We start from the raw sequence: 23,649 nt of genomic DNA, 5'->3' as shown, positions 1-23,649 counted from the left end.
TTCCTAAATAAAACTTTTAAATATGGAGTTTCGCAACACCCATTCCAACAACAATAAGATTCCGGCCAAGAAAATGAGGGGCCTAAACTTTTCCTCGTATTTGTAATATTTGAATTCCTCTATCTCTGTTTTTTCCAACTTGTTGATTTCATCATAAATCTCTTCCAAAGATTCGTTGTCGGTGGCACGGAAGTATTTTCCTCCGGTGACCTCCGCTATTTCCTTGAGCAGTTCCTCATCGATCTCCACTTGGCGCATTCCGTATCGGTAGGTGCCATCAGGATTATAAGCAATGGGAGATAATGCATTCCCGTTGGTACCCAAGCCAATGGTGTATGTTTTTATTCCAAAACCTACGGCCAGATCGGCTGCCGTTCTTGGTTCAATAAAGCCAGAATTATTGACACCATCCGTTAAAAGAATGATAACTTTACTGATGGCTTTGCTTTCCTTTAAGCGGTTTACCGATGTGGCCAATCCCATGCCAATGGCAGTACCGTCCTCCAATACACCATAGGTGATTTCATCCAACGCATTGAGTACAATGGCTTTGTCACTGGTAATCGGGGTTTTGGTATAACTTTCTGCGGCGTAGGCCACCAATCCGATACGGTCGTTGGGGCGTCCTTCAATAAAATTGGCAGCTACCTCCTTAAGGGCTGATAGTCGATTCGGCTTTAGATCGCGGGCCAACATACTGGAGGATACGTCGATGGACATGACAATATCGATACCTTTCGTGGTTTTGGTCCGGGTTGAAATATCTTCCGTTTGAGGTCGGGCCAAGGCAGTGATAATGGCAGCTAGAGCTAGCAATCGAAGGGCAAACAAGGTAGGCTTGAGTTTTGAAGCCCAACTTTTGACCGTGAATCCTTTGATACTGGAAATCCGAAGGGAAGCCATTTCATTTTTTCGTTTGAAAAAATACCATAGCAAAGCCAATGGCAGCAAAAGAAGCAGCCAGAAAAACTCGGGATTTGCAAATTCTATATTCTCAAACATTTACGCCTGTAATTTTACGTCTAAACTGGTTAAAATTCGGTCCACGATCTGTTCCGCATAGGTATCATCCTCTTCCCAGGTAATGACCACTTGTTGTATAAAACCTTTGCCACCAAAAGACAAGATGTTGTATTTGGCCCTTTTGGAATCGCCATCGGGTGTTTCCAAGGTGCCGGTTCCATAGGTTTTTACGCCTTTTACGCCAGATTGTGTTACAAACTCCTCCTGTTTGGTAATGATATTTTTTAGACCGAGTTGCTCAAAATTGGTCAAAGTAGCCCCTATCACGGCTTCAAAATTGGGGTCTTCTTCTTGGTTCTTAAAGGTGATGGAACTGGCGCTCACCGAAAAGATGCCCGCATAATTACCATAAGAAAAAGCCTGGAGCTCCTTTATCAGTTCCTTGGTTTCTTTGGGCATATCCGGTTCCTGACGCACGAGCACTTCCGGTGTTTCCAATTCGATGGGAGGGAATCCGTACGAACTGGACACCCATTCGCCCTCCAGCAAATCTTTGGTCGGATAACCAAATACGGTATCACGTACTTGTTTGGCACCAAAATAGGCCACGGAAAAAACAGTTCCCGAAACGAGTATTCCAGCAAAAATAGCAGCGGCCCAATAGATGCGCTTGCGCCGTTTTTTCTTGGCCAGTTCTTCCAAGTATTCCTCGTCCAGCAATAAATCTTCCTCTGTGGGTTCAGGGAGTGCTTCGTGGGTCTTGGTAACAAATTCTTCCACCAATTTCCTATCCTGCTCCGCGATGGATGAGGGCGGTTTGGATTTGGCAAATTTGACCAAGTCGGCGGTCTGCAAGATTTTTTGGAATTGAAAAATGGTATCGTCATCCAATTTTAGCTCCCCAGCATCCCGTAATAGTTCCAGTTTGGTAATCAGTTCGGAAGTAGTGCTTTCCATGGCGGTCACATGTACTTCTTCTTCCAAATAGGACCTCATAATATCAGTTAACTCGGAATAGTATTGTTTGAATTCGTCTTGGATAAGATATTTGGAGTTTTCCAGTTTTTTGAGTTCCAAAATGGCACGGTCATAAGGTGGGAGTAGTGCGACTTTTTCTTCTTCGGTCAATGGTTTTTTGCGCAAAAAGAACCAATACACCAATCCTCCTGCCACAATCAGTCCCAAAAAGATCCACAGCAGGGTGAGCCACATATCGGTATTGCTCCTTTCCACTTCCATCAAAGGTTTGATGTCGTACATTTTTTGTTTGGTCGTGTCCACTGCCACATCGGCAACTTTCACCTGAAAAGAATCCGTAAAAAAGGGTTGTTCGTTAATGGCGATACGCTGCGGTGGAATGGTATAGGCGCCACTATCAAACTGTGTAAGGGCATAAATTTTTTGGAGGACAACCTTGTTGTCTTGCTTCAGGGTATCGGCCATAATCGCTTCTACCGTTTCCAGTGGCGAAAACGTTTGTCCTTCTGGAAAAAAGACCACATCGGTGGAATCGGCTTCAACCGTAATACTATATTGAATTTGCTCCCCAATTTTGATGGCCAGGGTATCCACTTCGGCCGTTACCTTGGGTTCGCTCTGGGAAAAACCGAGCAACGGCAGCAGGCAAAACAACAACAAAATGCCCAGTAGTTTTTGGACTCTGTTCAAGTGTATTGTTGTATGGCAACTTTCCTTTATCATTTATGCTCTCCGTTTAAAATACCCCAATAGTTTTTTCACATAACTTTCGTCCGCCCGACAATTGATTACACCGCTTCCCGACTTATTAAAGGAATTGATAAAGTATTCCACTTTTTCCTTGTAATGTTGCCCGTAGGCCGAACGCACCTGTTTGGATTGGGTGTTTACCAATTGTATTTCACCTGTTTCGGCATCTTGCATTTGCACCATACCCAAATTGGGGATGGATTCTTCCCGTTCATCATAGACCCGAATTCCGGTCACGTCATGTTTGTTGCCCACGATTCGCAGCGTGTTATCATAATCGTCCGCGATAAAATCGGAAAGCACAAAAACAATGGCTTTTTTCTTCATCACATTGGTCAGGAACTTTAAAGCTTCGGCAATATTGGTCTCACTGCTTTTCGGATGAAATTCCAACAATTCCCTAATAATTCGCAGTACGTGGCTTTTTCCTTTTTTGGGCGGGATAAAGAGCTCCACCTCGTCGGAAAATAGGATAAGGCCCACTTTGTCGTTGTTCTGCAGTGCAGAAAAGGCAAGCGTTGCGGAAATTTCGGTAATGATTTCTTTTTTGAACTGATTGGACGTACCAAAAAGTTCCGATCCACTAACATCCACCATCAACATCATCGTGAGTTCGCGCTCTTCTTCAAAAACCTTTACAAAAGGCTCGTTGTAGCGGGCCGTAACGTTCCAGTCGATGCTCCTAACATCATCTCCAAATTGATACTGACGTACCTCGCTAAATGTCATTCCCCGACCTTTGAACGTAGAATGGTATTCCCCACCAAAAATATGGTCGGAAAGACGTCGGGTCTTGATTTCAATTTTGCGTACTTTTTTTAGTAGTTCCTTTGTATCCATTAGGTTCAAGAAAAATAGGTTTACGGGTTGGTTAAAGTATTGCTACTTATTCCGATAAACATTGAACCGCTAAGGCACTTCTACCTCGTTTACAATCTTGTTGATGATTTCTTCGGAAGTAATATTTTCTGCCTCGGCCTCGTAGGTTATTCCGATACGATGGCGCAGTACATCGTGCACAACGGCCCTCACATCTTCTGGTACCACATAGCCTCTTCGCTTGATGAAGGCATAGCATTTGGATGCATTGGCCAGATTGATACTGCCCCTGGGAGAGGCACCAAAACTGATCAATGGTTTTAAGCTTGCCAGGTTGTATTTTTCCGGATATCGGGTAGCGAAGATGAGGTCGAGTATGTATTTTTCGATTTTTTCGTCCATGTACACATCACGAACGGTGTCCTGGGCCCTCAAAATTTGTTCTAGGGAAATCACAGGGTTTACGGTTTCAGTGGCACCTTTTAGGTTTTGCCTAATGATGAGCTGCTCCTCGTTGAGTTTTGGATAGTCGATTACGGTTTTCAGCATAAATCGGTCTACCTGCGCTTCGGGAAGCGGATAAGTACCTTCCTGTTCCACGGGGTTTTGAGTGGCCATCACCAAAAAAGGCTTGTCCAAAATAAAAGTTTCATCCCCGATGGTCACCTGCTTTTCCTGCATGGCTTCCAAAAGGGCGGACTGGACTTTTGCAGGGGCCCTGTTGATCTCATCGGCCAACACGAAATTGGCAAAAATGGGTCCTTTTTTAATGGAAAAGTCGTTTTCCTTGATATTGTAGATAAGTGTTCCGATTACGTCGGCAGGCAAAAGGTCGGGCGTAAACTGAATTCGGCTGAAACTACCTTTTACGGCTTTTGCCAAGGTATTGATGGCCAGTGTTTTTGCTAGTCCGGGAACACCTTCGAGCAAGATGTGTCCTTTTCCCAAAAGGCCGATTAGCAAGCGCTCCACCATATGGTTCTGCCCAACAATGGCCTTGTTCATTTCAGCCCTTAAAAGGTCAATAAAAGCGCTCTCTTGGGCGATTTTCTCATTCACAGCACTAATATCAATAGTAGTGTTTTCTTCCATTGTATACTTTTATTGTTTGGTGTTAAGGTCGGGGTTTTTACTAAGGTGTGCAAAATGAAAATTTATTTAAAACCCACCTGTTAATTAATGGTTAAAAAAAACGCTAAACCCCTAGTTTTATGAAGGATTTAAGGCTTTAATTTTATACATTCAGCGCTTATGGAACAGACGACGAAATTTTCCCGCATTATATCGGGAGCAATGACTTGGGGAAGTTGGGGAAAAAAACTTTCCAAAAAGGAAATGATGGAATTGATGCACCACAGCATCGATTGTGGACTAACCACTTTTGACCATGCCGACATTTATGGCAGCTATTCCACCGAGGCGGATTTTGGAGCTGCCTTTGGTGATAGCGGAATCAAAAGGGAAAGTATTCAGTTGATTACCAAATGTGGGATACAGCTGACCCGCGGAAGGGACAACCGCATCAATCATTACCAATATGACAAGGATTATATTATACGGTCCGCAGAAGAATCCTTAAGGAAGTTGAAAACCGACTATTTGGACTTTTTCTTGATACACAGACCAAGTCCGTTGATGGAGCCCAATGAAATCGCAGAAGCGGCACGCCATCTGCTCGTAAGTGGAAAAATCAAACAGTTTGGGGTTTCCAATTTCACCACTTCGCAAGTGGCCATGTTGGAAAAGGCCATACCTGTGGAGGGAAATCAAGTGGAGTTCTCCCTTACCCATCATAAACCGATGTATGACGGGGTTTTTGACGATTGTATCGCCAACAAAAGAATGGCGATGGCATGGAGTCCATTGGGCAGCTTTTTTAGAGAGGACGATGAGCAGACAGCACGGATTAAAGAGGCAATAGGACCTTTGATGGACAAATATGGTACCGATGAAAGTCAGTTGCTTTTAGCATGGATTTTAAAACATCCGGCCCAGGTGCATCCTGTTATCGGTACAACAAACAAAAAAAGAATAAAGTTGGCCGCAGAGGCCATCAAAATAGATTTGGAACTTCAAGATTGGTTTGCCCTTTTGGTGGCGGCCCAAGGACATGATGTTCCGTAGAAAATAAATGCAATGGCAACAACAGCTTTAATAACAGGAGCAACAAGCGGGATAGGAAAGGCAACTGCCGAACTTTTTGCAAAGCAAGGTTTCAATCTGATTCTTTGTGGCCGCAGGGAAGAGCGTTTACAGGAGCTAACGAACCAATTAGGAAGGGACACATCAATTTTGACGCTCAATTTTGATGTGAGAAATCGGGAGGATGTTTTCTCTGCTATCGACAGTTTGCCCAAGGAATTTTCAGAAATCGATATTTTGGTCAACAATGCAGGAAACGCACATGGTTTGGACCCTATTGATAAGGGTAGCCCGGACGATTGGGATGCGATGTTGGATATCAATGTGAAGGGATTGCTGTACATGTCCAAGGCCATTATTCCCAAAATGGTAGAGCGTAAATCGGGGCACATCATCAATATTGGTTCTACGGCAGGTAAGGAAGTGTACCCGAACGGAAATGTATACTGTGCCAGCAAACATGCCGTGGACGCCATCAACCAAGGAATGCGAATCGACTTGAATGCCTACGGCATCCGGGTCGGGGCGGTAAATCCAGGACTAGTGGAAACGGAATTCAGTGATGTCCGATTCAAAGGAGATTCCGAAAGAGCCTCAAAAGTATATCAAGGATTCCAACCTTTGAAACCTGAGGATATTGCCGACATTATTTTGTTTGTGGTCACACGACCCTATCATGTGAACATCGCCGACCTTGTGGTGATGCCCACTGCACAGGCCAGCAGCACGATTGTGAAGAAAGAACTATGATCAACAAACGCCTACTCGTAAAAAACTTATTAGCCCATAACGATGAGAATAGTTTTTACGACAAAAAGCGTTTTATATCCATCGGGGAAAAGGAGGGCAAGGCCAAATTTTTAAAACACGTCTGTGCCCTGGCCAATAGCAATCCAAAGAACAATTCCTTTATTGTGATCGGGGTCGAGGATGAGGATAACAAGATTGTGGGCGTGGATTTTTTTGATGATAGCAAAATCCAGAACCTTGTCAATGCTTATCTGGATAACCCACCTTTGATATCCTACGAGAACATTCCATTTCCGCATTTGCCCGAAGGGAAGGTGGTCGGTTTGGTCACCATCCGGTCCAACGGGAAAGTATGTGCGCTGCGCAAAAATATCTGGAAATATTATGGAGGTGCCGTATTCTTTCGTGAAGGCAGCATAAGCCTACCCAAAGCCTTTGATATTGAGTTGAAGGATATCAATTCCGAAAAAGTGGCCACCATTGAACAGCATGCCCGGAACAATATCGAGTATACCTTGGACGCCGTGCTCAATTTTTTCAATACCCGACACCCCGACTTAACCAGCGATTACAAAGTTTTCAAGGAGCAATTCGTGGTCTGCTGGGCAGGCAACAAAAAGAAAGTCAAGGGTAAGGTTTACTATTCCCGGGTGGATATTGAATTGATCAACGAACAGGTGAAGCTCTTCTATTCCGCTTTGGATGAAATTACCATCGATTATGATGACGATTCCTTTAAAACCTTGGAATATGTGCAATTGGGATTGGGTTCACAACAAAAATATTATCCGTTGGAAGAAATGACGATTACCTTTTCGGACAATGGAAAGTACACCATCAACAGCAAATTGGTATTTGAACCGCCACAGTTTGATAAAAAAACATTGTATCATGTGTACAATACCAATAATGCGTTGCTTAAAAAATTGGAAAAGCACATTCCCTTGACCGATTCGGAGCATACCGACATCACTCATCTCCCAGCCACGTATCTTATTTGTTATTTGAACGGTTTTGAAGAGGCCAAGGACAAGATGGACAATTCGCGTGCTTTATTAAAATCCTATGATACTCATGTATACCAATCCCTGAAGGAGTCCCAACGGATTCTGAGAAAGGTGAGGTACGCTTAGGATTTCATGAGCCAAATCATCTGATAAGGCATCACTTCCAAGAGGGCACTCTTCAAACGCACTTTTTCACCGGAGACCAAATCTATTGGCTCTCCTTTGCTGAAATAGCCCAATTTTTTGATCCAGCTACTGTCGATTACCTGAGCGTTTTCATCAAAATTGCAAAGCACCAGCAATCCTTTGTAACCCTGGGTTCTTTCAAAGGAAAAGATATGGTCGTTACCCGTATGGTAGAGTTCCAGGTTGTTGTTGTCCGCAAAAACCTCATGGTCCTTCCTTATTTGGATGAGGTGTTGCAGCGCAAGGAAAATCTTGGATTGTGGCGTGTCTTTATGGTTCAGTTTTGTGATGGCATCCCAATCCTGCATGGGTCGGTTCACCCAACGACTGTCCCCTTTTTTGGCATCATCCGATTGGAAGGAGTAATCGTTCAAGGTACCAATTTCGTCACCTGCGTAGATCAATGGGATTCCTCCAAAGGCCAAGGTAATTCCGTGCAGCATGATGATTTTACGAACAGACTCTTCTATCAAATCTTCATCTTTGGTCTGTATGCCCTTTTCCAGCCCCAAAAGGGAAGCGGCACTCCCCGTGATACGGCCGTCGCCGGTTTTGGGGTTGTACATGAACAGCATTCCCATGGCGGGCGACCAATCTAGCCTTCTACAATAATAATCCAATAAAAACTTTCGGTGCATATTGGGGTTCCACCCTAGTTCTTCGATGAGGTGGTTCTCGTACCCCAGTCCAATATCATCATGACAACGGATGTAGTTAATCCATGTACCATCCTTGGGTTTGGAGGGAACGTGCATCAAACTTTTGTAAAGCAATAACGTTTTCTTTGTAGCGATGGAATTCCACAAGAGGGCCATCAATGAAGCATTGTAAGCTATCTCACATTCGTTGCCCTGTTTTTCATCTTCCCCGAAATACTTGATAATGTTGGTCGGGGCTACAATGGCCTCTGCCAGTAAAATGGAGCCTGGGGTTACCACCTGCAGGCACATACGGAACAATGAAATCAAATTATGTGCCTCGGGAAGGTTTTGTGATATGGTCCCGATTTTTTTCCATAGGAAGGCGAGCGCATCAAACCGAACCACATCCACGCCCAGATCGGTCAGTTTTACCAAATTGGTCAACATTTCCAAAAACACCTCGGGATTGGTATAGTTAAGGTCCCATTGGTAACTATTGAAAACCGTCATCACCCATTTTTCCATTTCGGGGATGTAGGTAAAATTGCCCGGGGAGGTTTCAGGGAATACTTCGGGCAGTGTTTTTTCAAACTCGGCAGGGATGGTAAAATCTTCGTAGGTATAATAGTAGCCTTGGTATTTTTTGTCCCCCTTTTTAGCTTTTTTAGCCCACGAAAATTCGTTGGAGGTATGGTTCACCACAAAATCGAGCATCAAATAGATACCGTTTTTTCTAAATGCAGTTGTCAGTTCCAGTAAATCTTCCTTGGAGCCGTATTTTGGGTCCACTTCCAGGTAATTGTTCACGGCATAGCCGCCATCACTTTCACCTTTGGGCCGGGTAGTGATGGGCATCAAGTGCAAAAAATTGACTCCCAAGGTTTTAAAATATGGTATTTTTTCCTGTAACCCTTTCAGGTCCTTGTTGAAATGCTCCACATACAACTGCATGCCCACCAACTTTTCGGACTGGTACCAGTTACCCGATTTTAATCGGTCCATGTCCTGCGATTTAAGGACATCCGGGCGAGCCAAATATAATTTGGGAAGCAGCTTCAGTAACTTTTGAAAATGGGCTGTATAGCGTTCCTCAGGATATAAGGAAAAAAATTGCTTTTGAATCAAGGTGAGATTGGTGGCCAAGCGCTGATCAAAAAGCTCTTGGCTGCTCTTCCCTTTATGGGAGAGTAATCGGTGTAATTGGGCCTGGTTCATTTATGCTTCAAGCTGGTCTTTGGTGGGTAAGGCCGCTATGGCCCCATAGTTTGTGGTGGTGATGGCTCCGGCTTTGTTGGCTTTGGCAACTATATTTTCCAAAAGGTCAAAATCCTCGAAAACGGGCTCAAAGTTTCCCAAATCGGAAATTTGGTACAATAGGCAACCGATAAACGCATCGCCTGCGCCTGTGGTGTCTACCGGGGTCACCGCTATACTTGGAATAACTTTTTTCTTTTCATTGGTGCTTAGTAGGGTCCCGTCTTTCCCAAGGGTTACGGTAATGATCTTTGCTCCTACTTTGTGCAGGACATCACAGGCATCGTGCACATCCTCTTTTCCTGAGAGTAGTTGAGCTTCCTCCAAACTGAACTTACAGAGATGTGATTTCTCCACAAAGGGCATACATTTTTTAATGAAGGTTTCCTCATCGTCCTTCCAGAGATCTGTTCGGTAATTGGGGTCAAAACAGATAAACATTTCTTTTGTAAGCCCATCAAACAGATATTTGGTATAGGTTTTTTCCAAAGGTCCCCCCAAAAGTGCGGTTGCCGCTCCCAAATGGAGGATATTTCCGGGGAGGTTTTTTCTAAGGTCCGCGTTGTAGCTGAGTTCTTGGTCTGCTCCTCGGCTGAACACGAAGTCGCGCTCCCCACCCTCGGAAAGGGAAACAAAGGCAAGCGTGGTAAAGGTTTCCGAAAGCTGTGTCAATGAAATATCGACACCTTCATTCTTTAAAGTATCCAAAAGGAATTTGCCGAAAGGGTCATTGCCAACACTTCCTATAAAAATACCTTTTCCACCAAGTTTGGCAATGGCACAGGCTACATTGGCAGGTGCTCCGCCTGCTTTTTTGGTGAATTGGGTGGCTTTTGATAGATCGCTCCCCTGCCTTTCGGCCACAAAGTCGATCAATACTTCACCTATACAATAAACTTTCTTCATAAGATTTCGCAATATTCTAAGGTACATAGAAAATAATACCACCTCCAAAAAACAGTTAGGTTTATTTGAATTCTAGGTTAAATCCGTGATAAAGCCGGTATGATTTTTTAACAGCCAATCATTTGTATGTAATATTGTCAAAAACTTTTCTATGCGGACATTGGTAGTAGGCGACATTCATTCAGGAGTAAGGGCTTTGGAACAATTGATGGACAAGGCTAAGGTGTCGACCGATGATCATGTCATTTTTCTGGGCGATTATGTGGATGGCTGGAGCACCGCCGTAGAGACCATTGATTTTTTGATTCAACTCAAAGACACATACAACTGTACCTTTATTCGCGGCAACCACGATGAACTTTGCAAGGCCTGGCTAATAGAGCAGAAGGAAAACCCACAATGGTTGGCACATGGTGGCGAGGCCACTCGTCAATCTTATTTGAATGCGGACAAGGATACGTGGAGAGTGCATCTTGCTTTTTATGAAGAGTTGCATAATTATCATCTTGCGCCCGACAATCGTTTGTACCTACACGCGGGCTACACCAATCTTAAGGGAATAGACTACGAGTATTTTCAACAATCGTTTTATTGGGACCGAACCCTTTGGGAGCTCGCCACGGCGCTTGACCCAGAATTGCAGCCTTCGGACCCTAAATTCCCTAAAAGACTTACGCATTACGAGGAGGTTTTTATTGGACACACCCCTTTGTCCAAAACAGGTTTTGCGGAACCGACCCAAAGGGCCAATGTTTGGAATGTGGATACCGGTGCTGCCTTTAAAGGCCCCCTTACCATGTTGGATGCAGAGACCAAGGAATTTTGGCAAAGCGACCCGGTCCATACATTCTATCCCGGAGAAAGAGGAAGGAATTAAGAAGATTTCGGTATTTTATAATGACCTTTGTAAAAAACCCCGTACTATGTCGATAAAGAATGTTAGATTGGAAGTGATGCAAGCGATTGAACCTAAGGTAGAAGGGTTTATCGATGAATTTCTTATACCATCCGAAAAAATATGGCAGCCCACCGATTTCCTGCCCGATTCACGAAGTGACCATTTTTATGATGAAATCGAGAAAATCCGAGGAGAAGCCAAAGAATTGGGCTATGATTTCTGGGTGACCTTGGTCGCGGATACCATCACGGAAGAGGCTTTGCCTACCTATGAATCTTGGTTGATGGATGTGGAGGGTATTGACCAGCACAATGGCAAGGACAATGGATGGAGCAAGTGGGTCCGTGCTTGGACTGCCGAGGAAAACCGTCACGGGGATGTTTTGAACAAATATCTCTATTTATCGGGACGCGTAAACATGCGTGAAATCGAAATTACGACACAGCATTTGATTTCCGATGGGTTCGATATCGGGACTGACAGAGATCCCTATAAAAATTTTGTGTACACCACTTTCCAAGAATTGGCCACGAATATTTCTCACAAGCGAGTGGGCAAAATGGCCAAAAAGAAAGGAAATGGGCTTCTGGCGAAAATGTGCACCATTATTGCGGGCGATGAAATGAGGCATCATTTAGCCTATCGTGAATTTGTAAAGACCATTATGAAACAAGATCCCGATGGCATGGTACTGGCCTTTGCCGATATGATGAAGAAGAAAATTGTAATGCCAGCCCATTTCTTGAGGGAGTCCGGAGGTAGCATAGGAGAGGCTTTTGAGCAATTTTCGAATTGTGCCCAACGGTTGGGGGTCTACACAGCTCAGGATTATATTGACATTTTGAAAAAACTGAACGATTACTGGGATATTGGAAATCTAAGAGGACTTTCCGATCAGGCGGAGAAGGCACGGGTATATTTGATGAAACTTCCGGAAAGGCTACAACGAATTTCGGAACGTATGCAGTTTTCACAACAGCAGTATACGTTTAAATGGGTAGAAGCCAACGGGATGATGTAGAAAGACTGGTCGGTCTTGACTTGCTGTCAATATTTTCCGGCTCTGTGCTTTTCCTGCCATTCGAATAGCTCCTCCCAGAGTCCTTCATAGGCCATTTTGGCCTGCATGGGCCACGAGGCTGGATCATGTATGCGATAACGTTTGCCGCCCGAATCCAATACTTCTTGGCATTTATCGGCAGAGATTTCGGCCAAATCCTTCCAAGTTTTGATATCAAAACTGTGAAAAAGTCCCTCAATCTTGGGTCCGATACCTTCAATTAGCTTAAGATCGTTTTCCTTGATGGTTTTTCCAAAGGCGGCCTTGGCTTCGGCGGGATTAAATTGAAATATATTCTTGTTTGTAGTTTGTTTGATATCCTTTAGGTGGATTTCCTTTGTTTTGATGGTGTGGTCATCCAACCTTTTTCGACAGATATCCAGATCGGATTTTAATTTGGCATTTTCAATTTCCAAAGCGTTTAGCTCCAATGACTGATCCATTTTTCGCGGCGTATCGGATTTTCCAAAAAAATACCCTAGGATACCTGCAATAATCCCTACAAAAGCCAAAATGACCCAATACCAAATAGTTGAACTTTCCCAATCCATAGGTGAAAAAATGAGCGTTCCAAAAGCTTCATTAAAATAGTGTAAAAATCTTAAACCCACTATGGAATTCCCTCAAATTCAACGATACAGTGGAAAAACAATGGAACTTGTAGGAAAAATCCAAGGCAAGAAACAAAATAAATGGTACCAACCATACACTTTTTGTGACCACTGGTAACATACCTCTTAATTTCTACGGGGAAATTATAGAAATTTGAGAGGACAATACGTTTAAGAGCCCTGTTTCTCCCGACAACGATCCGGCATTGGAATGGGGTCTTAAAGTTAAGTTTGAGTTAGTTAAGTTGGTTTTAAAGACTGCCCATTTCGTGCTACTTACAAAATGGGCGGCTTTTTATGTTTATAGGTCAAACTTTATACCTTGGGCCAAAGGAAGTTCTGTCGTATAATTAATCGTGTTGGTCTGTCTTCTCATATAGATTTTCCAAGCATCAGAACCACTCTCACGACCACCACCGGTTTCTTTTTCTCCACCAAAGGCTCCACCGATTTCAGCCCCAGAGGTACCAATATTCACATTGGCAATACCACAATCCGACCCTTCTACGGAAAGGAAACGCTCTGCTTCCCTTAAGTTGTTTGTCATGATAGCGGAAGATAGCCCTTGTCTTACCCCATTTTGCATATCCAAGGCATTTTGAAGGTCTCCACTGTATTTCATGATGTACAATACGGGCCCGAAGGTTTCATGTTGCACAATTTCGTAGTGGTTTTCCGCTTCGGCAATGGCTGGCTTCACATAGCAGCCACTTTCATAGCCTTCGCCTTCCAATACACCGCCTTCAACTAAAATTGTTCCGCCTTCGGCTTTTACCTTTTCCAAAGCGTTTAAATAATTGTTTACGGCATCTTTGTCGATAAGTGGTCCCACGTGGTTTTTCTCATCGAGGGGATTTCCAATACGTATTTGCTTGTAAGCGTCCACAATGGCATTTTTGACCTTATCGTACACGTCTTCGTGCACAATCAATCTTCGGGTAGAGGTGCAGCGCTGGCCACATGTACCCACGGCTCCAAATACGGCACCGATAACTGTATTTTTGATATTCGCATCTGGTGTAACGATGATGGCATTGTTACCACCAAGTTCCAATAATGTTTTTCCAAGACGTCCAGCTACTGTCTGCGCAACTATCTTTCCCATGCGGGTGGAACCGGTAGCAGAAATCAATGGGACTCGTTCGTCCTTGGTCATAAATTCCCCTACATTGTAATCACCCGTAATGAGACAGGAAATACCTTCTGGCACCCCATTTTTGGTAAATATGCGAGCAGCAATATTCTGACAGGCCACAGAGGTCATCGGTGTTTTTTCCGAGCCTTTCCAAATACAGGCATCCCCACATACCCAGGCCAATGCAGTGTTCCAAGACCAAACGGCTACCGGGAAATTAAAGGCCGAAATAATGCCCACCACGCCAAGGGGATGGTATTGTTCGTACATGCGGTGCCCTGGACGTTCACTGTGCATGGTTAGGCCATGCAACTGACGTGAAAGTCCCACGGCAAAATCACAGATATCAATCATTTCCTGAACTTCGCCCAGCCCTTCTTGGTAACTTTTGCCCATTTCATAGGAAACGAGTTTTCCCAAAGGTTCTTTAAGGCGACGTAGCTCATCATTAAATTGTCGGACAACCTCGCCGCGTTGTGGCGCAGGCATGGTTCGCCATTTTTTAAACCCTTCTTGGGCAGTGGCGATCACTTTTTCGTAATCTTCCTGAGTGGTGGCCTTAACCTTTCCGATAAGTGCTCCGTCAACAGGAGAATAGGATTCAATGATCTCTCCATTGGAAAACCAATTTTTCCCAGTGGATGTGCCATTATTTATTTCGTTCAACCCTAACTCTTTAAGGGCTTCTTCTATTCCAAATGCAGTTGCGATTTTTGACATTTATAACTTTTTACGAGTGAATTGTTATATTTTCACAATATTACGAATAATCTTGAAGAGAATAAACGGTTTATAGGAATAGGTGCACCAAGAAAAGCGCAATTCCCACCAACGCGGGCAGTGCCTGAACCGTAAATATTTTTTTTGAAGCGGTAGCCCCACCATAGATTCCTGCTACGGCAACACATCCCAAAAAGAAGAGAGCTACGTAAACTTGCCAAGCTCCATCGTTAATGATCAATGCCCAAATAAGGCCTGCTGCCAAAAATCCATTGTACAGTCCTTGGTTGGCTGCCAGTGTTTTTGTGGGCTCAAAGAGCTCTTCCGGAAAGTTGCGGAAGACCTTTTTTGCCTTTGTGGTCCAAGCAAACATTTCCAACCATAAAAAATAAAGGTGGAGCAACGCCACGATTCCAACTATGATCTTTGCTAATAGGAGTATCATTCTTCTTTGGCCACAAAACGTTCATCAACCGGCATTACGGTCCCACATTTGTTACAGGTGCGCAGTTCTTTCGAACCATAAAAGTGCTTAAAATGACCTAGAAAATCCTTTTCAATGTCATTCAATTTAAAATAAACCTCATGCAGTTTGTTGTTGCAGTTATCGCAAAACCAAAGCAGTCCATCTTCCGCGTCGAGGTCCATGCGCTTGCGTTCCACGACCAAACCAATGGAACCTGCTTTGCGAACAGGGGAATGTGGCACTTTGGCGGGGTGCAGGTACATATCCCCTGGACCGAGTTCCATAGTCTTTTTTTGTCCATCTTCCTGAACATGGACTTCGATCTGTCCTTCCAGTTGGTAAAAAAGTTCCTCTGTTTCGTTGTAATGATAATCTTTCCGGGCGTTGGGACCAGCGACCACCATCACAATGTAATCGCCCGATTCTTTGTACAAATTTCTGTTGCCCACTGGAGGTTTCAGGGTCTCACGGTTTTCCTCTACCCATTTGTTGAGATTAAAAGGTGCCTTTATTGCCATGTTCAAAGATTTCATGAAAGGTAAAAAAATCCTTGGTGGCAACATAACAATTCAAAAAAAAGACCCACCATAGGCGGGTCTTGCTGTGAGTTATACGGGGTTACATTAGTCTATTTTTATAAAAATCTGGGTGTAGTAAGGTCTTCCATCCTTATCCAACTGCACGCTTAGGGCAGTATGGGTAAAATCACCATCCAATGCCCGTTTATGCGAAGCACTGGCCACCCAAGCTTCCATTGTTTTTTCAGCGGACACGTAGAAACGGGCCACATTTTCGGAGATTTTCTGTGCATTGGTCTCGGCTGCAATGCTAGCCGCACGCTCTTGAAAATTATCGTGACTTAAACTATTTTTGGAAATCATGTAGTTGTTGTGTTCCTCTGCATATTTGTAAGCGGGCTCACTGGCGGTCAAGGCTGCAAGACCAATGGAATTTCGGTATTCGTTGACCAGACCAAGCAACTCCTCTTCCATCTCCAGTGCATCTACGGAAACTTTATCATTCCCGGTGCTTGCTTCGGTGTACAATTGATCTAATTCTTCTGTGGATGATTTGCTACAGCTTGCAAGTAGCAATACCAATCCTACGATCAGCAAAGTGCTCGTATATTTTTTCATTTCTCGGGGTCGTTTTCGGGAGTGTTCTAAATTCCCTAATGTTCTCGTTCGCTAAACTAAAGGAGTCCCTGTCCGTTTCCATAAAATCTCCACATCAGGGCGGATTATCACGTTGAAATACAGGATACTGAAATGAGGATGGTGCTGTGGTACGGGTCGAATATCAATTCATCGAAAAAAACATACCGTTCATATAACGTCCTCCCTGGCTTCGATTTCTTCGTCAGGAAGGGTTTCTTCATCATCAAAAACATAGGCGAACACCAAAGCACCGATTTCCTTGATGGGTTCGTAGAAAACGGATTCCTTTTTGGTCTCTTCATTGATGAGCCCGAGAGGAGAAGAGAGTTTTTCAAAGAAAATCAGAAAGGCACCAAGGATAACAGCCACCTTTAAAACCCCAAAAATGCCTCCGGCGATTTTATTGAGCAGCCCGAGCATGGCGAAGTCGGCAATCTTGGTCAGGAATTTTCCGGCAAGATTTACTACAATGATGATGGCGAAAAAGGTAATTAAGAACGCAGCAATTTTAAGATATTGGTCGCTCCAATCAAATTGTTCGGCAAGATAATCGCCCGTGATGTGTGAAAAATGGATGGCACCATAAATTCCGGCAATCAATGCCACCAAGGAGGCCAGCTCTACAAACAAACCATTTCTCAGTCCTTTGTAAAGGCCCCAAATCAGGAGAATTCCAATGATGATATCCAAAAAGCTCATACGGGGGTTTTAACAAATATAGAATATTGATTTGTACCTTTGATGCTCATTGCAAAACACATGGCAAGAGACGAACAATTAAGGGAACGATGGGAGCTATTGGTTCAAAAACTGTCGGCCCAATTTTCTGACGGTGACCCATTGGAACTAGATGGCATCATTTATTTGGTCGGCGTTCAGGAATTGGGAAATTTTCATCGTAAATTTAAAAAGGACGAAAAAGTCAATTTGATGCATATTGCCATCTGCAGGCTGCTAGAGCCCTATGGGTACTACGATTTTGACTTTTTTGATGACGAGGGGTGGCCGCACTATAAAGTCAAGGAACAACTACCGCCGCTAAAGGCTGGTGAGCAAACGGTTTTGATGAAGGAAGCCTTGGTAAATTATTTTTTGGAAAAGGAATATATCATTTAAATGAATCCCCAAAAACCATATTACGCGGTAATTTTCACCAGTCTAAAAACTCCCGGTGATGAAGGATATGCGGAAATGGCGGAAGAGATGGAAACCTTGGCGCGAAAACAACCGGGCTTTTTGGATGTGGAAAGTGCAAGGGAAGGAGTAGGAATTACTGTGAGTTATTGGGAGAGTCTGGAAGCCATTGCCAATTGGAAAGCCCAGTTGGACCATGAACAAGCACAAAAACAAGGTAGACAGCGATGGTATTCTTGGTATAAAGTCCGGGTGTGCCTTGTGGAACGGGAATACGAATTCAATAAATAGAATCATGAGCGAGAACATTGTTTTTTCAAACGTAAATCGAAAGGAACAGTTGCAAAAGGCAGCCGAAAAGTCATACGACCTCATAGTCATTGGCGGGGGAATAACCGGTGCCGGGATTGCCCTCGATGCATCTTCTCGTGGCATGAAAGTACTGTTGTTGGAAAAAGGGGATTTTGCCTCGGGCACCAGCAGTAAGTCCACCAAATTGATACACGGCGGGCTCCGCTATCTGAAACAATTCGATTTTTGGTTGGTGAAAGAAGTGGGTTCGGAACGTGCCATTGTGCACAAATTGGCGCCTCATTTGGTCCTGCCCGAAAAAATGTTGCTACCACTTATCGAGGGCGGGTCTTATGGAAAATGGTTGACCTCCATCGGTTTGAAGGTGTACGATATTTTGGCCCAAGTTTCTGGGGACGACAAAAGGCAGATGCTGGAAAAGAAGGAAGCCCTGAAACTGGAGCCGCTCCTCCCCAAAAAGATTTTGAACGGTGCCGGCTATTATGCCGAGTACCGCACCGATGATGCCCGACTCACCATGGAGAATTTGAAGACCAGCCTTCAATTTGGGGCACAGTTGTTCAATTATGCCAAGGTCACCGATTTTATTTATAAGGAAGAGCAAGTAGCTGGGGTAAAGTTCACGGATGAGGTTTTCGGGGATGAGTATAACGTATTCTCCAAATATGTCATTAATGCGGCAGGTCCATGGGTGGATGAACTGCGCAGCGTAAACCAGTCCAAAAAAGGAAAGCAATTGCACCTGACCAAGGGGGTCCATTTGGTATTTCCAAAGGAAAAATTACCCGTGAAGCAATCCGTTTATTTTGATATTCCCGACGGCAGGATGATGTTTGCCATTCCTCGCGGGAAGGTCACCTACATTGGCACCACAGATACCAACTACAATGCCGACAAGAACCATGTAACCACGGATCTGGCCGATGCCATTTATTTGATTTCAGCCGTAAACAACATGTTTCCCGACATTGAATTGGAGTTGGACGACATTATTTCGTCATGGGCTGGACTTCGTCCATTAATTCACGAAGAAGGGAAATCTGCTTCAGAATTGTCCCGAAAGGATGAAATCTTCACTTCCGATAGTGGATTGGTCAGTATTGCGGGTGGTAAACTTACCGGATACCGAAAAATGGCCGAACGTGTGGTGAACCGTATCGTCAAAAAAATGGAGGAAGACCATCAAAGCCAGTTGAAGCCTTGCACCACGGATAAGATTCCGCTTTGCGGAAACGACTTTAAAAAGTATAAGCATGTCACCAAATACATTGATCAGGTCCTGGACGACCTTAAAGAAGATGGATTTGAATACTATCACGCCTGGTATCTGGTCACCACCTACGGTAAGCAGACCGAATCTATTTTGGAGCGATACGCCAACATCAAGGGTAAAAAGCCAAAAGAACGTATGGTCAGGGCTGAGGCGCAGTTTGCCATGGCCCACGAAATGGCTTTAAACCCGCTGGACTTTTTTATTCGAAGAACGGGCCGACTGTATTTTGATATTGACAGCGTTCGCAAATATAAGGAGCCGGTGTTCGAGGAATTTCAAAAAGCGTACAACTATTCCGCAGAGGATATGGAAGCCTTTTCCAAAGAATTGGATGCCCAGTTAACCGAGCATTCGGATTTTTCGTTGGAGCGGGGTTAATCCAACTTCTCCGTCAACTTTTCAAACACCTTTTTGGGGTTCTTGTTCTTGTAGAGCACTTGGTACACGGCGTTGATAATGGGAGTTTTGGACTTCTTTTGTAGTTTTTCCATCAAATTATGGGCGCTTTGGGTGGCATAATAGCCTTCGGCCACCATGTTCATCTCCATCATAGCGCTTTTTACGGTGTAGCCCTTCCCGATCATGTTCCCGAACATACGGTTTCTACTAAAAGTGGAATATCCCGTCACCAATAAGTCGCCCAAGTAGGCCGAGGCGTTGATGTTTCGCTTCATTTTGTACACACGGTCTATAAAACGTTTCATCTCGCGTATGGCGTTGCTCATCAACACACTTTGGAAATTATCCCCATAACCCAGCCCGTGGGCTATGCCCGCAGCAATGGCATAAATATTTTTCAACATCGCCGCATATTCCGTACCGATGATATCGTCCGATATTTTGGTGCGGATGTAGTCGCTCTTCAGGTGTTTGGCCACCATTTTCGCCTTATCGGCATCGGCACAGGCAATGGTCAGGTACGATAAGCGCTCCAGTGCCACTTCTTCGGCATGGCAAGGTCCTGTGATGACCCCGATATTTTCAAAAGGGATACCGTATTTCTCATTAAAATGCTCCCCAACAATGCGGCCGCTTTCGGGAACAATACCCTTAATGGCCGAAAAAATAATCTTATACTTCAATGGAACGGTCAAAGCTTGGAGTTCCCTTTCCAAAAAAGCCGAGGGAATAGCGAAAATCAGAACATCGGATGCTTCAGCAATCGTATTAATGTCATGGCTCATCACAAGTTGGTCCACATCAAACTCCACAGAGCTCAAATAGTTGGGATTATGCCATTCTTTTTGAATATGACGTATCGCGGAATCGCTCCGCATGTACCAATGTACTTGGTCCAGATTTTCGGTCAACATCTTTACAATCGCCGTACCCCAACTTCCTCCTCCAAAAACTCCAAACGTAAGCTTGTCTTTCATGCATCCAAATTATTGCGTAAAGCTATAAAATAAATCAATCAGGATGTTTTTAATTGATTATCAAACAGTTAATAAATTTGGCACGCTGCTTGGTTTAGGTATAGGGAACCTTAAAACCTCGATTATGAAACATAGAAAACTACTCTTTGGATTTTTACTGATAGGCGTATTGGCCAGTTCTTGCTACACCGAGGTTATTGTGGAAGATGACCTGATTGCTGAGCCACCTATCAATACCGCCCTGGTTTTGGAATCGTATGACCTTTGGTATATCGACATTAATGCAACCCGTGGCGGCGGGGAAGTGCCCTTTTTGCAACGCGCGTTTACTATTTCCTTTGATAGGGGCATCGTTTATGCCAACAACAACCTTTCCGGTCTGGGTAAAACGGGTAACGGATTGGGTATTGATGTTGGTGCATACGGCACTTTTAGCGGTCAGGTGGAAATTGATCACGATGTGGACGACCTTTGGTTGTTGGAAGTGTTCCCTTTGGATAATAATAACTTGGAGCTCTATGACCCACGCTCCGATACTTCTTATATTTTGGAAGGATATCAACGGAACAATTTTGATTACGATAGGGTGTTCTATGATAACATTCACTATTTGTTACAGGAGTACCAAGTATGGGAGAAAACCTTTACCAGTGAGGTGGGTGCCTTGAACGAGTTTGATGAAGAAAACTATTTACAGTTTTTTGCCGATGGGGATGGCTATTTCAGGTCGTCGGTCGATAGCAGGGGAATTCCATTGAGCAGCATTCAATGGGACTACCAAGGCGATTATGAAGTGTTTGATGTGGCCAATGATGCCACCTTGAAAACTTTAACACTCGATTATGACTATTTGGGCAATGATTATTTTGAGTTGTACGTTATCAACGATAGTACCATAGAGTTGTACCATGTATCCAGCGGAACGGTATACGAATTCACGGGAAGAGGATACATTCAATATTTGAAATCAAGTGACGGAACAGGTAAAAAACGTTCAAAAACCAATAACCCTGTAATGAGCGTTACCCGTCAACGGAATATGTAAGGAAGAACAAATATGTTCGACCATACAAACAGTTTTTTTGGTTGGTTATTTAGTTAAGAATCGCCTTGGGCACATGTGCTCGGGGCGGTTCTTTTTTTAGCGGTTTCTTTTCTTGTAATCCGAAGGATTTTCGCCGCTTATCCTTTTAAACGTCCGGTTGAAGTAGGACAAGCTTTCAAACCCGCATTCGTAGCAGGTTTCTCCAATATTTTTGCCCGTCAACAACATTCGTTTGGCCTGCGTAATGCGATATTGGTTCAAAAAACGGGTAAAGGTATTCCCCGTATTCTTTTTAAAGTATCTACAAAAAGCCTCTTTGCCCAGATTGACAGATGCTGCAATATCTTCCAAGGCTATTTTTCTGGAATAGTTCTCGTCTATATAGGAATACACCTTTTGCAAACGTTCTTGTTGCTTATTGGCTTTGTTATTGATGATCGGGTTGTCGTGCAAAAGGATATATTCATCACTCTGGGCCAACAGTTTGAGCAACTGTAGAATTTTCAGCAATTGATCAAACCGGTTCATGCCCTGCAGTTGTTTCATTAGGGAACCCACTGTTTTTTTGGTTTCACCATAAAAAGCGATGCCATGCTGAGACCTATCCAATAACCCATACACATCTTCCAGCTCTTGGATTTCGGTAAAGACCTTCTCCTTGAACGACGCGCTTATGTGCAAAACCTCCTTGTGGTACTCCGTTTTGATGCCGTGATCAAAGTTCAAATGGGGAATGTTGGAACCTATCAGTACAAGGTCGCTTCCCTTGAAATTCGAAATATGACGTCCTACATGACGCTTTCCGTTGGCCCCTTCAATATAGACCAGTTCAAACTCCGGATGAAAGTGCCAGAAAAAGAGGTCGTTCAACTTGGGATTATGCAATAGATGAAAGGAACTCTTATCGTTGGGCTGTATGTTTTCCAATTGGATTTTCATCTTATTGCCTTAATACTGTCAAAAATAAGAAGTAAAAATCAAAATAGTTCAAATATTGGTCAATGGTAGGGTGGAAACCCCTGTGCGCTTCCACTAGTTTTGATTGATACATAATTCATAAAGCAGAGCAGAATGATGCAGCAACGTACAGAAATGGCGAACAAGGCCCACGAGGCCATACCCGGAAATCCCTCCACCGCCACTAGCAGTAAAACAAAGCTCAATGATAGATCCAACGGCAAACCACTACGAGTACTTTCCGAAGAAGACTGGGCATTTTGGATAGAAAATGGATATATCGTGATCAAAAATGCCGTTCCAAAGGAACAGGCCAAGGCAACCGCCGATTTTTTGTGGGAATTTGATGAAAAGGATCCTAACAATCCAAGCACCTGGTACGCTCCCCCAAGAGCAGAAATGAAAATGAAAGAGCTTACGGGAACGGGAATGGTGGAAGTGTACAATCACCAACACTTATGGAACAACAGACAGACTCCAAAAGTGTACGATGCCTTTGTGGACATTTGGGGGACGGAAAAATTATGGGTGACCATCGATCGCGCCAACCTCAATATGCCCCAACGCCCGGGAGAGAACAAAAAAGGCTTCATCCATTGGGATTATGACCCAGAGACCAAACCCCAAAATGTGCAGGGTGTATTGGCATTGGCTGACCAAATGGATGAAAACATGGGTGGATTTCAATGTATCCCGTGGTTGTATCGAAACTACGATACGTGGAAGCAGACCCAGCCCGAAGATCGCGACCATTTTCAACCTGATGTCACCGGATTGGAGGACAAAATAGTGAAGGTAAAGCTGGAAGCTGGAGACCTGCTGATATTTAACAGCACCCAACCGCACGGTATTCGGCCCAACAAATCTGGCGACAAAGTGCGAATAGCTCAGTACATTTCCATGATGCCCGCAGAGGAAGACAATGAAGAAATGCGGCAATGGCGTATCAATTCATGGAAAAATAGAATTGCCCCCGAAGGCTACGCATTCCCGGGAGATCCTCGAAAATGGGAACAGACCAAATACGATACTGCCAAATTAAGTCCACTCGGAGAAAAGTTATTGGGACTCACTAACTGGTAGATTATCAAATCCTTAAAAATTTTCGT

24 protein-coding genes are annotated in these 23,649 nt (G+C 44.0%); 10 read left to right on the top strand and 14 right to left on the bottom strand.

Annotated features, from left to right (window positions below; all coding sequences use genetic code 11):
• Positions 1-3: 3 nt before the first annotated feature.
• From EO130_RS03970 to EO130_RS03955, 4 genes are all read right to left on the bottom strand, one after another.
• On the bottom strand, positions 4-1,002 hold the full coding sequence (locus EO130_RS03970) for a vWA domain-containing protein (RefSeq protein WP_127140231.1): 999 nt from the start codon (positions 1,000-1,002) through the stop codon (positions 4-6).
• Positions 1,003-2,664: a BatD family protein gene (locus tag EO130_RS03965; RefSeq protein ID WP_127140230.1), complete on the bottom strand. Its 1,662-nt coding sequence runs from the start codon at positions 2,662-2,664 to the stop codon at positions 1,003-1,005. It lies immediately after the preceding gene.
• Complete coding sequence (locus EO130_RS03960; protein ID WP_127140229.1) at positions 2,665-3,531, bottom strand: DUF58 domain-containing protein; 867 nt, start codon at positions 3,529-3,531, stop codon at positions 2,665-2,667.
• A gap of 69 nt (positions 3,532-3,600) precedes the next feature.
• Positions 3,601-4,602: an AAA family ATPase gene (locus tag EO130_RS03955; RefSeq protein ID WP_127140228.1), complete on the bottom strand. Its 1,002-nt coding sequence runs from the start codon at positions 4,600-4,602 to the stop codon at positions 3,601-3,603.
• 159 nt (positions 4,603-4,761) lie between these two features.
• Between EO130_RS03955 and EO130_RS03950 the strand changes: the two genes are divergently transcribed.
• The 3 genes from EO130_RS03950 to EO130_RS03940 are packed head-to-tail and all read left to right on the top strand — an operon-like array spanning position 4,762 to position 7,535.
• On the top strand, positions 4,762-5,634 hold the full coding sequence (locus EO130_RS03950) for an aldo/keto reductase (RefSeq protein WP_127140227.1): 873 nt from the start codon (positions 4,762-4,764) through the stop codon (positions 5,632-5,634).
• Positions 5,635-5,646: 12 nt separating this feature from the next.
• Positions 5,647-6,402 carry an SDR family NAD(P)-dependent oxidoreductase gene (locus EO130_RS03945; protein WP_127140226.1) on the top strand — a complete coding sequence of 252 codons (756 nt, stop codon included), beginning with the start codon at positions 5,647-5,649 and terminating at the stop codon, positions 6,400-6,402.
• Positions 6,399-7,535 carry an ATP-binding protein gene (locus EO130_RS03940; protein WP_127140225.1) on the top strand — a complete coding sequence of 379 codons (1,137 nt, stop codon included), beginning with the start codon at positions 6,399-6,401 and terminating at the stop codon, positions 7,533-7,535. The genes EO130_RS03945 and EO130_RS03940 overlap by 4 nt, the downstream gene beginning before the upstream one ends.
• On the opposite strand, the gene EO130_RS03935 is transcribed toward EO130_RS03940, so the two are convergent.
• Together EO130_RS03935 and EO130_RS03930 are read right to left on the bottom strand one after the other, a co-directional pair.
• Positions 7,532-9,451: an amylosucrase gene (locus tag EO130_RS03935; protein WP_127140224.1), complete on the bottom strand. Its 1,920-nt coding sequence runs from the start codon at positions 9,449-9,451 to the stop codon at positions 7,532-7,534. The genes EO130_RS03940 and EO130_RS03935 overlap by 4 nt on opposite strands.
• Entirely contained in the window at positions 9,452-10,396 is a 945-nt protein-coding gene (locus tag EO130_RS03930; RefSeq protein WP_127140223.1) for a carbohydrate kinase family protein, read from the bottom strand.
• 151 nt (positions 10,397-10,547) lie between these two features.
• Between EO130_RS03930 and EO130_RS03925 the strand changes: the two genes are divergently transcribed.
• Positions 10,548-11,273, top strand: a complete 726-nt coding sequence (locus EO130_RS03925; RefSeq protein ID WP_127140222.1) for a metallophosphoesterase family protein — start codon at positions 10,548-10,550, stop codon at positions 11,271-11,273.
• Positions 11,274-11,319: 46 nt separating this feature from the next.
• Positions 11,320-12,315 carry an acyl-ACP desaturase gene (locus tag EO130_RS03920; RefSeq protein WP_127140221.1) on the top strand — a complete coding sequence of 332 codons (996 nt, stop codon included), beginning with the start codon at positions 11,320-11,322 and terminating at the stop codon, positions 12,313-12,315.
• A gap of 26 nt (positions 12,316-12,341) precedes the next feature.
• On the opposite strand, the gene EO130_RS03915 is transcribed toward EO130_RS03920, so the two are convergent.
• From EO130_RS03915 to EO130_RS03890, 6 genes are all read right to left on the bottom strand, one after another.
• Positions 12,342-12,905, bottom strand: coding sequence for a hypothetical protein (locus EO130_RS03915; protein WP_164732868.1), 564 nt, complete (start codon positions 12,903-12,905; stop codon positions 12,342-12,344).
• Positions 12,906-13,266: 361 nt separating this feature from the next.
• Positions 13,267-14,820: an L-piperidine-6-carboxylate dehydrogenase gene (gene amaB / locus EO130_RS03910; protein ID WP_127140220.1), complete on the bottom strand. Its 1,554-nt coding sequence runs from the start codon at positions 14,818-14,820 to the stop codon at positions 13,267-13,269.
• Between the two features lie 70 nt (positions 14,821-14,890).
• Positions 14,891-15,265 (bottom strand): DUF1304 domain-containing protein, encoded by a 375-nt coding sequence (locus EO130_RS03905; protein WP_127140219.1) that lies wholly within the window; start codon positions 15,263-15,265, stop codon positions 14,891-14,893.
• Positions 15,262-15,804, bottom strand: a complete 543-nt coding sequence (locus tag EO130_RS03900; RefSeq protein WP_127140218.1) for a 3-hydroxyanthranilate 3,4-dioxygenase — start codon at positions 15,802-15,804, stop codon at positions 15,262-15,264. Before EO130_RS03900 ends, EO130_RS03905 begins: the two co-directional genes overlap by 4 nt.
• 105 nt (positions 15,805-15,909) lie before the next feature.
• Positions 15,910-16,422, bottom strand: a complete 513-nt coding sequence (locus tag EO130_RS03895; protein ID WP_127140217.1) for a CAP domain-containing protein — start codon at positions 16,420-16,422, stop codon at positions 15,910-15,912.
• 189 nt (positions 16,423-16,611) lie between these two features.
• Positions 16,612-17,142 (bottom strand): CvpA family protein, encoded by a 531-nt coding sequence (locus EO130_RS03890; protein ID WP_127140216.1) that lies wholly within the window; start codon positions 17,140-17,142, stop codon positions 16,612-16,614.
• A gap of 60 nt (positions 17,143-17,202) precedes the next feature.
• Between EO130_RS03890 and EO130_RS03885 the strand changes: the two genes are divergently transcribed.
• Genes EO130_RS03885 through EO130_RS03875 form a run of 3 tightly spaced genes read left to right on the top strand, consistent with a single transcriptional unit; the run spans position 17,203 to position 19,540 of the window.
• The gene (locus EO130_RS03885; RefSeq protein WP_127140215.1) at positions 17,203-17,559 is read left to right on the top strand and encodes a hypothetical protein; all 357 of its coding nucleotides are present in this window, start codon (positions 17,203-17,205) and stop codon (positions 17,557-17,559) included.
• Entirely contained in the window at positions 17,560-17,868 is a 309-nt protein-coding gene (locus EO130_RS03880; RefSeq protein WP_127140214.1) for an antibiotic biosynthesis monooxygenase family protein, read from the top strand.
• Positions 17,869-17,872: 4 nt separating this feature from the next.
• Positions 17,873-19,540 carry a glycerol-3-phosphate dehydrogenase/oxidase gene (locus EO130_RS03875; RefSeq protein WP_127140213.1) on the top strand — a complete coding sequence of 556 codons (1,668 nt, stop codon included), beginning with the start codon at positions 17,873-17,875 and terminating at the stop codon, positions 19,538-19,540.
• Here the strand turns inward: EO130_RS03875 and EO130_RS03870 are convergent.
• Positions 19,537-20,538, bottom strand: a complete 1,002-nt coding sequence (locus EO130_RS03870) for an NAD(P)H-dependent glycerol-3-phosphate dehydrogenase (protein ID WP_127140212.1) — start codon at positions 20,536-20,538, stop codon at positions 19,537-19,539. The genes EO130_RS03875 and EO130_RS03870 overlap by 4 nt on opposite strands.
• 124 nt (positions 20,539-20,662) lie before the next feature.
• On the opposite strand from EO130_RS03870, the gene EO130_RS03865 reads away from it, so the two are divergent.
• Positions 20,663-21,583: a nicotinic acid mononucleotide adenyltransferase gene (locus EO130_RS03865; protein WP_127140211.1), complete on the top strand. Its 921-nt coding sequence runs from the start codon at positions 20,663-20,665 to the stop codon at positions 21,581-21,583.
• Positions 21,584-21,679: 96 nt separating this feature from the next.
• Here EO130_RS03865 and EO130_RS03860 read toward each other — a convergent pair whose 3' ends face one another.
• A complete protein-coding gene (locus EO130_RS03860; RefSeq protein WP_127140210.1) occupies positions 21,680-22,522 on the bottom strand; it encodes an AraC family transcriptional regulator in 843 nt (280 codons plus the stop codon).
• A 132-nt stretch (positions 22,523-22,654) separates the two neighbouring features.
• On the opposite strand from EO130_RS03860, the gene EO130_RS03855 reads away from it, so the two are divergent.
• Entirely contained in the window at positions 22,655-23,623 is a 969-nt protein-coding gene (locus EO130_RS03855; RefSeq protein WP_127140209.1) for a phytanoyl-CoA dioxygenase family protein, read from the top strand.
• The last annotated feature ends 26 nt before the right edge of the window (positions 23,624-23,649 follow it).

The organism is Flagellimonas marinaquae (genome assembly GCF_003992675.1).
GTDB classification, from domain to species: domain Bacteria; phylum Bacteroidota; class Bacteroidia; order Flavobacteriales; family Flavobacteriaceae; genus Flagellimonas; species Flagellimonas marinaquae.
The sequence above is the reverse complement of the archived record's forward strand: the minus strand, read 5'-3'. Positions and strand labels throughout refer to the sequence as shown.

Coding starts and splice junctions, on each gene's coding strand:
- EO130_RS03970 (WP_127140231.1), bottom strand. CDS start 1,002: ATGTTTGAGAATATAGAATTTGCAAATCCCGAGTTTTTCTGGCTGCTT.
- EO130_RS03965 (WP_127140230.1), bottom strand. CDS start 2,664: ATGATAAAGGAAAGTTGCCATACAACAATACACTTGAACAGAGTCCAA.
- EO130_RS03960 (WP_127140229.1), bottom strand. CDS start 3,531: ATGGATACAAAGGAACTACTAAAAAAAGTACGCAAAATTGAAATCAAG.
- EO130_RS03955 (WP_127140228.1), bottom strand. CDS start 4,602: ATGGAAGAAAACACTACTATTGATATTAGTGCTGTGAATGAGAAAATC.
- EO130_RS03950 (WP_127140227.1), top strand. CDS start 4,762: ATGGAACAGACGACGAAATTTTCCCGCATTATATCGGGAGCAATGACT.
- EO130_RS03945 (WP_127140226.1), top strand. CDS start 5,647: ATGGCAACAACAGCTTTAATAACAGGAGCAACAAGCGGGATAGGAAAG.
- EO130_RS03940 (WP_127140225.1), top strand. CDS start 6,399: ATGATCAACAAACGCCTACTCGTAAAAAACTTATTAGCCCATAACGAT.
- EO130_RS03935 (WP_127140224.1), bottom strand. CDS start 9,451: ATGAACCAGGCCCAATTACACCGATTACTCTCCCATAAAGGGAAGAGC.
- EO130_RS03930 (WP_127140223.1), bottom strand. CDS start 10,396: ATGAAGAAAGTTTATTGTATAGGTGAAGTATTGATCGACTTTGTGGCC.
- EO130_RS03925 (WP_127140222.1), top strand. CDS start 10,548: ATGCGGACATTGGTAGTAGGCGACATTCATTCAGGAGTAAGGGCTTTG.
- EO130_RS03920 (WP_127140221.1), top strand. CDS start 11,320: ATGTCGATAAAGAATGTTAGATTGGAAGTGATGCAAGCGATTGAACCT.
- EO130_RS03915 (WP_164732868.1), bottom strand. CDS start 12,905: ATGGATTGGGAAAGTTCAACTATTTGGTATTGGGTCATTTTGGCTTTT.
- amaB (WP_127140220.1), bottom strand. CDS start 14,820: ATGTCAAAAATCGCAACTGCATTTGGAATAGAAGAAGCCCTTAAAGAG.
- EO130_RS03905 (WP_127140219.1), bottom strand. CDS start 15,265: ATGATACTCCTATTAGCAAAGATCATAGTTGGAATCGTGGCGTTGCTC.
- EO130_RS03900 (WP_127140218.1), bottom strand. CDS start 15,804: ATGGCAATAAAGGCACCTTTTAATCTCAACAAATGGGTAGAGGAAAAC.
- EO130_RS03895 (WP_127140217.1), bottom strand. CDS start 16,422: ATGAAAAAATATACGAGCACTTTGCTGATCGTAGGATTGGTATTGCTA.
- EO130_RS03890 (WP_127140216.1), bottom strand. CDS start 17,142: ATGAGCTTTTTGGATATCATCATTGGAATTCTCCTGATTTGGGGCCTT.
- EO130_RS03885 (WP_127140215.1), top strand. CDS start 17,203: ATGGCAAGAGACGAACAATTAAGGGAACGATGGGAGCTATTGGTTCAA.
- EO130_RS03880 (WP_127140214.1), top strand. CDS start 17,560: ATGAATCCCCAAAAACCATATTACGCGGTAATTTTCACCAGTCTAAAA.
- EO130_RS03875 (WP_127140213.1), top strand. CDS start 17,873: ATGAGCGAGAACATTGTTTTTTCAAACGTAAATCGAAAGGAACAGTTG.
- EO130_RS03870 (WP_127140212.1), bottom strand. CDS start 20,538: ATGAAAGACAAGCTTACGTTTGGAGTTTTTGGAGGAGGAAGTTGGGGT.
- EO130_RS03865 (WP_127140211.1), top strand. CDS start 20,663: ATGAAACATAGAAAACTACTCTTTGGATTTTTACTGATAGGCGTATTG.
- EO130_RS03860 (WP_127140210.1), bottom strand. CDS start 22,522: ATGAAAATCCAATTGGAAAACATACAGCCCAACGATAAGAGTTCCTTT.
- EO130_RS03855 (WP_127140209.1), top strand. CDS start 22,655: ATGATGCAGCAACGTACAGAAATGGCGAACAAGGCCCACGAGGCCATA.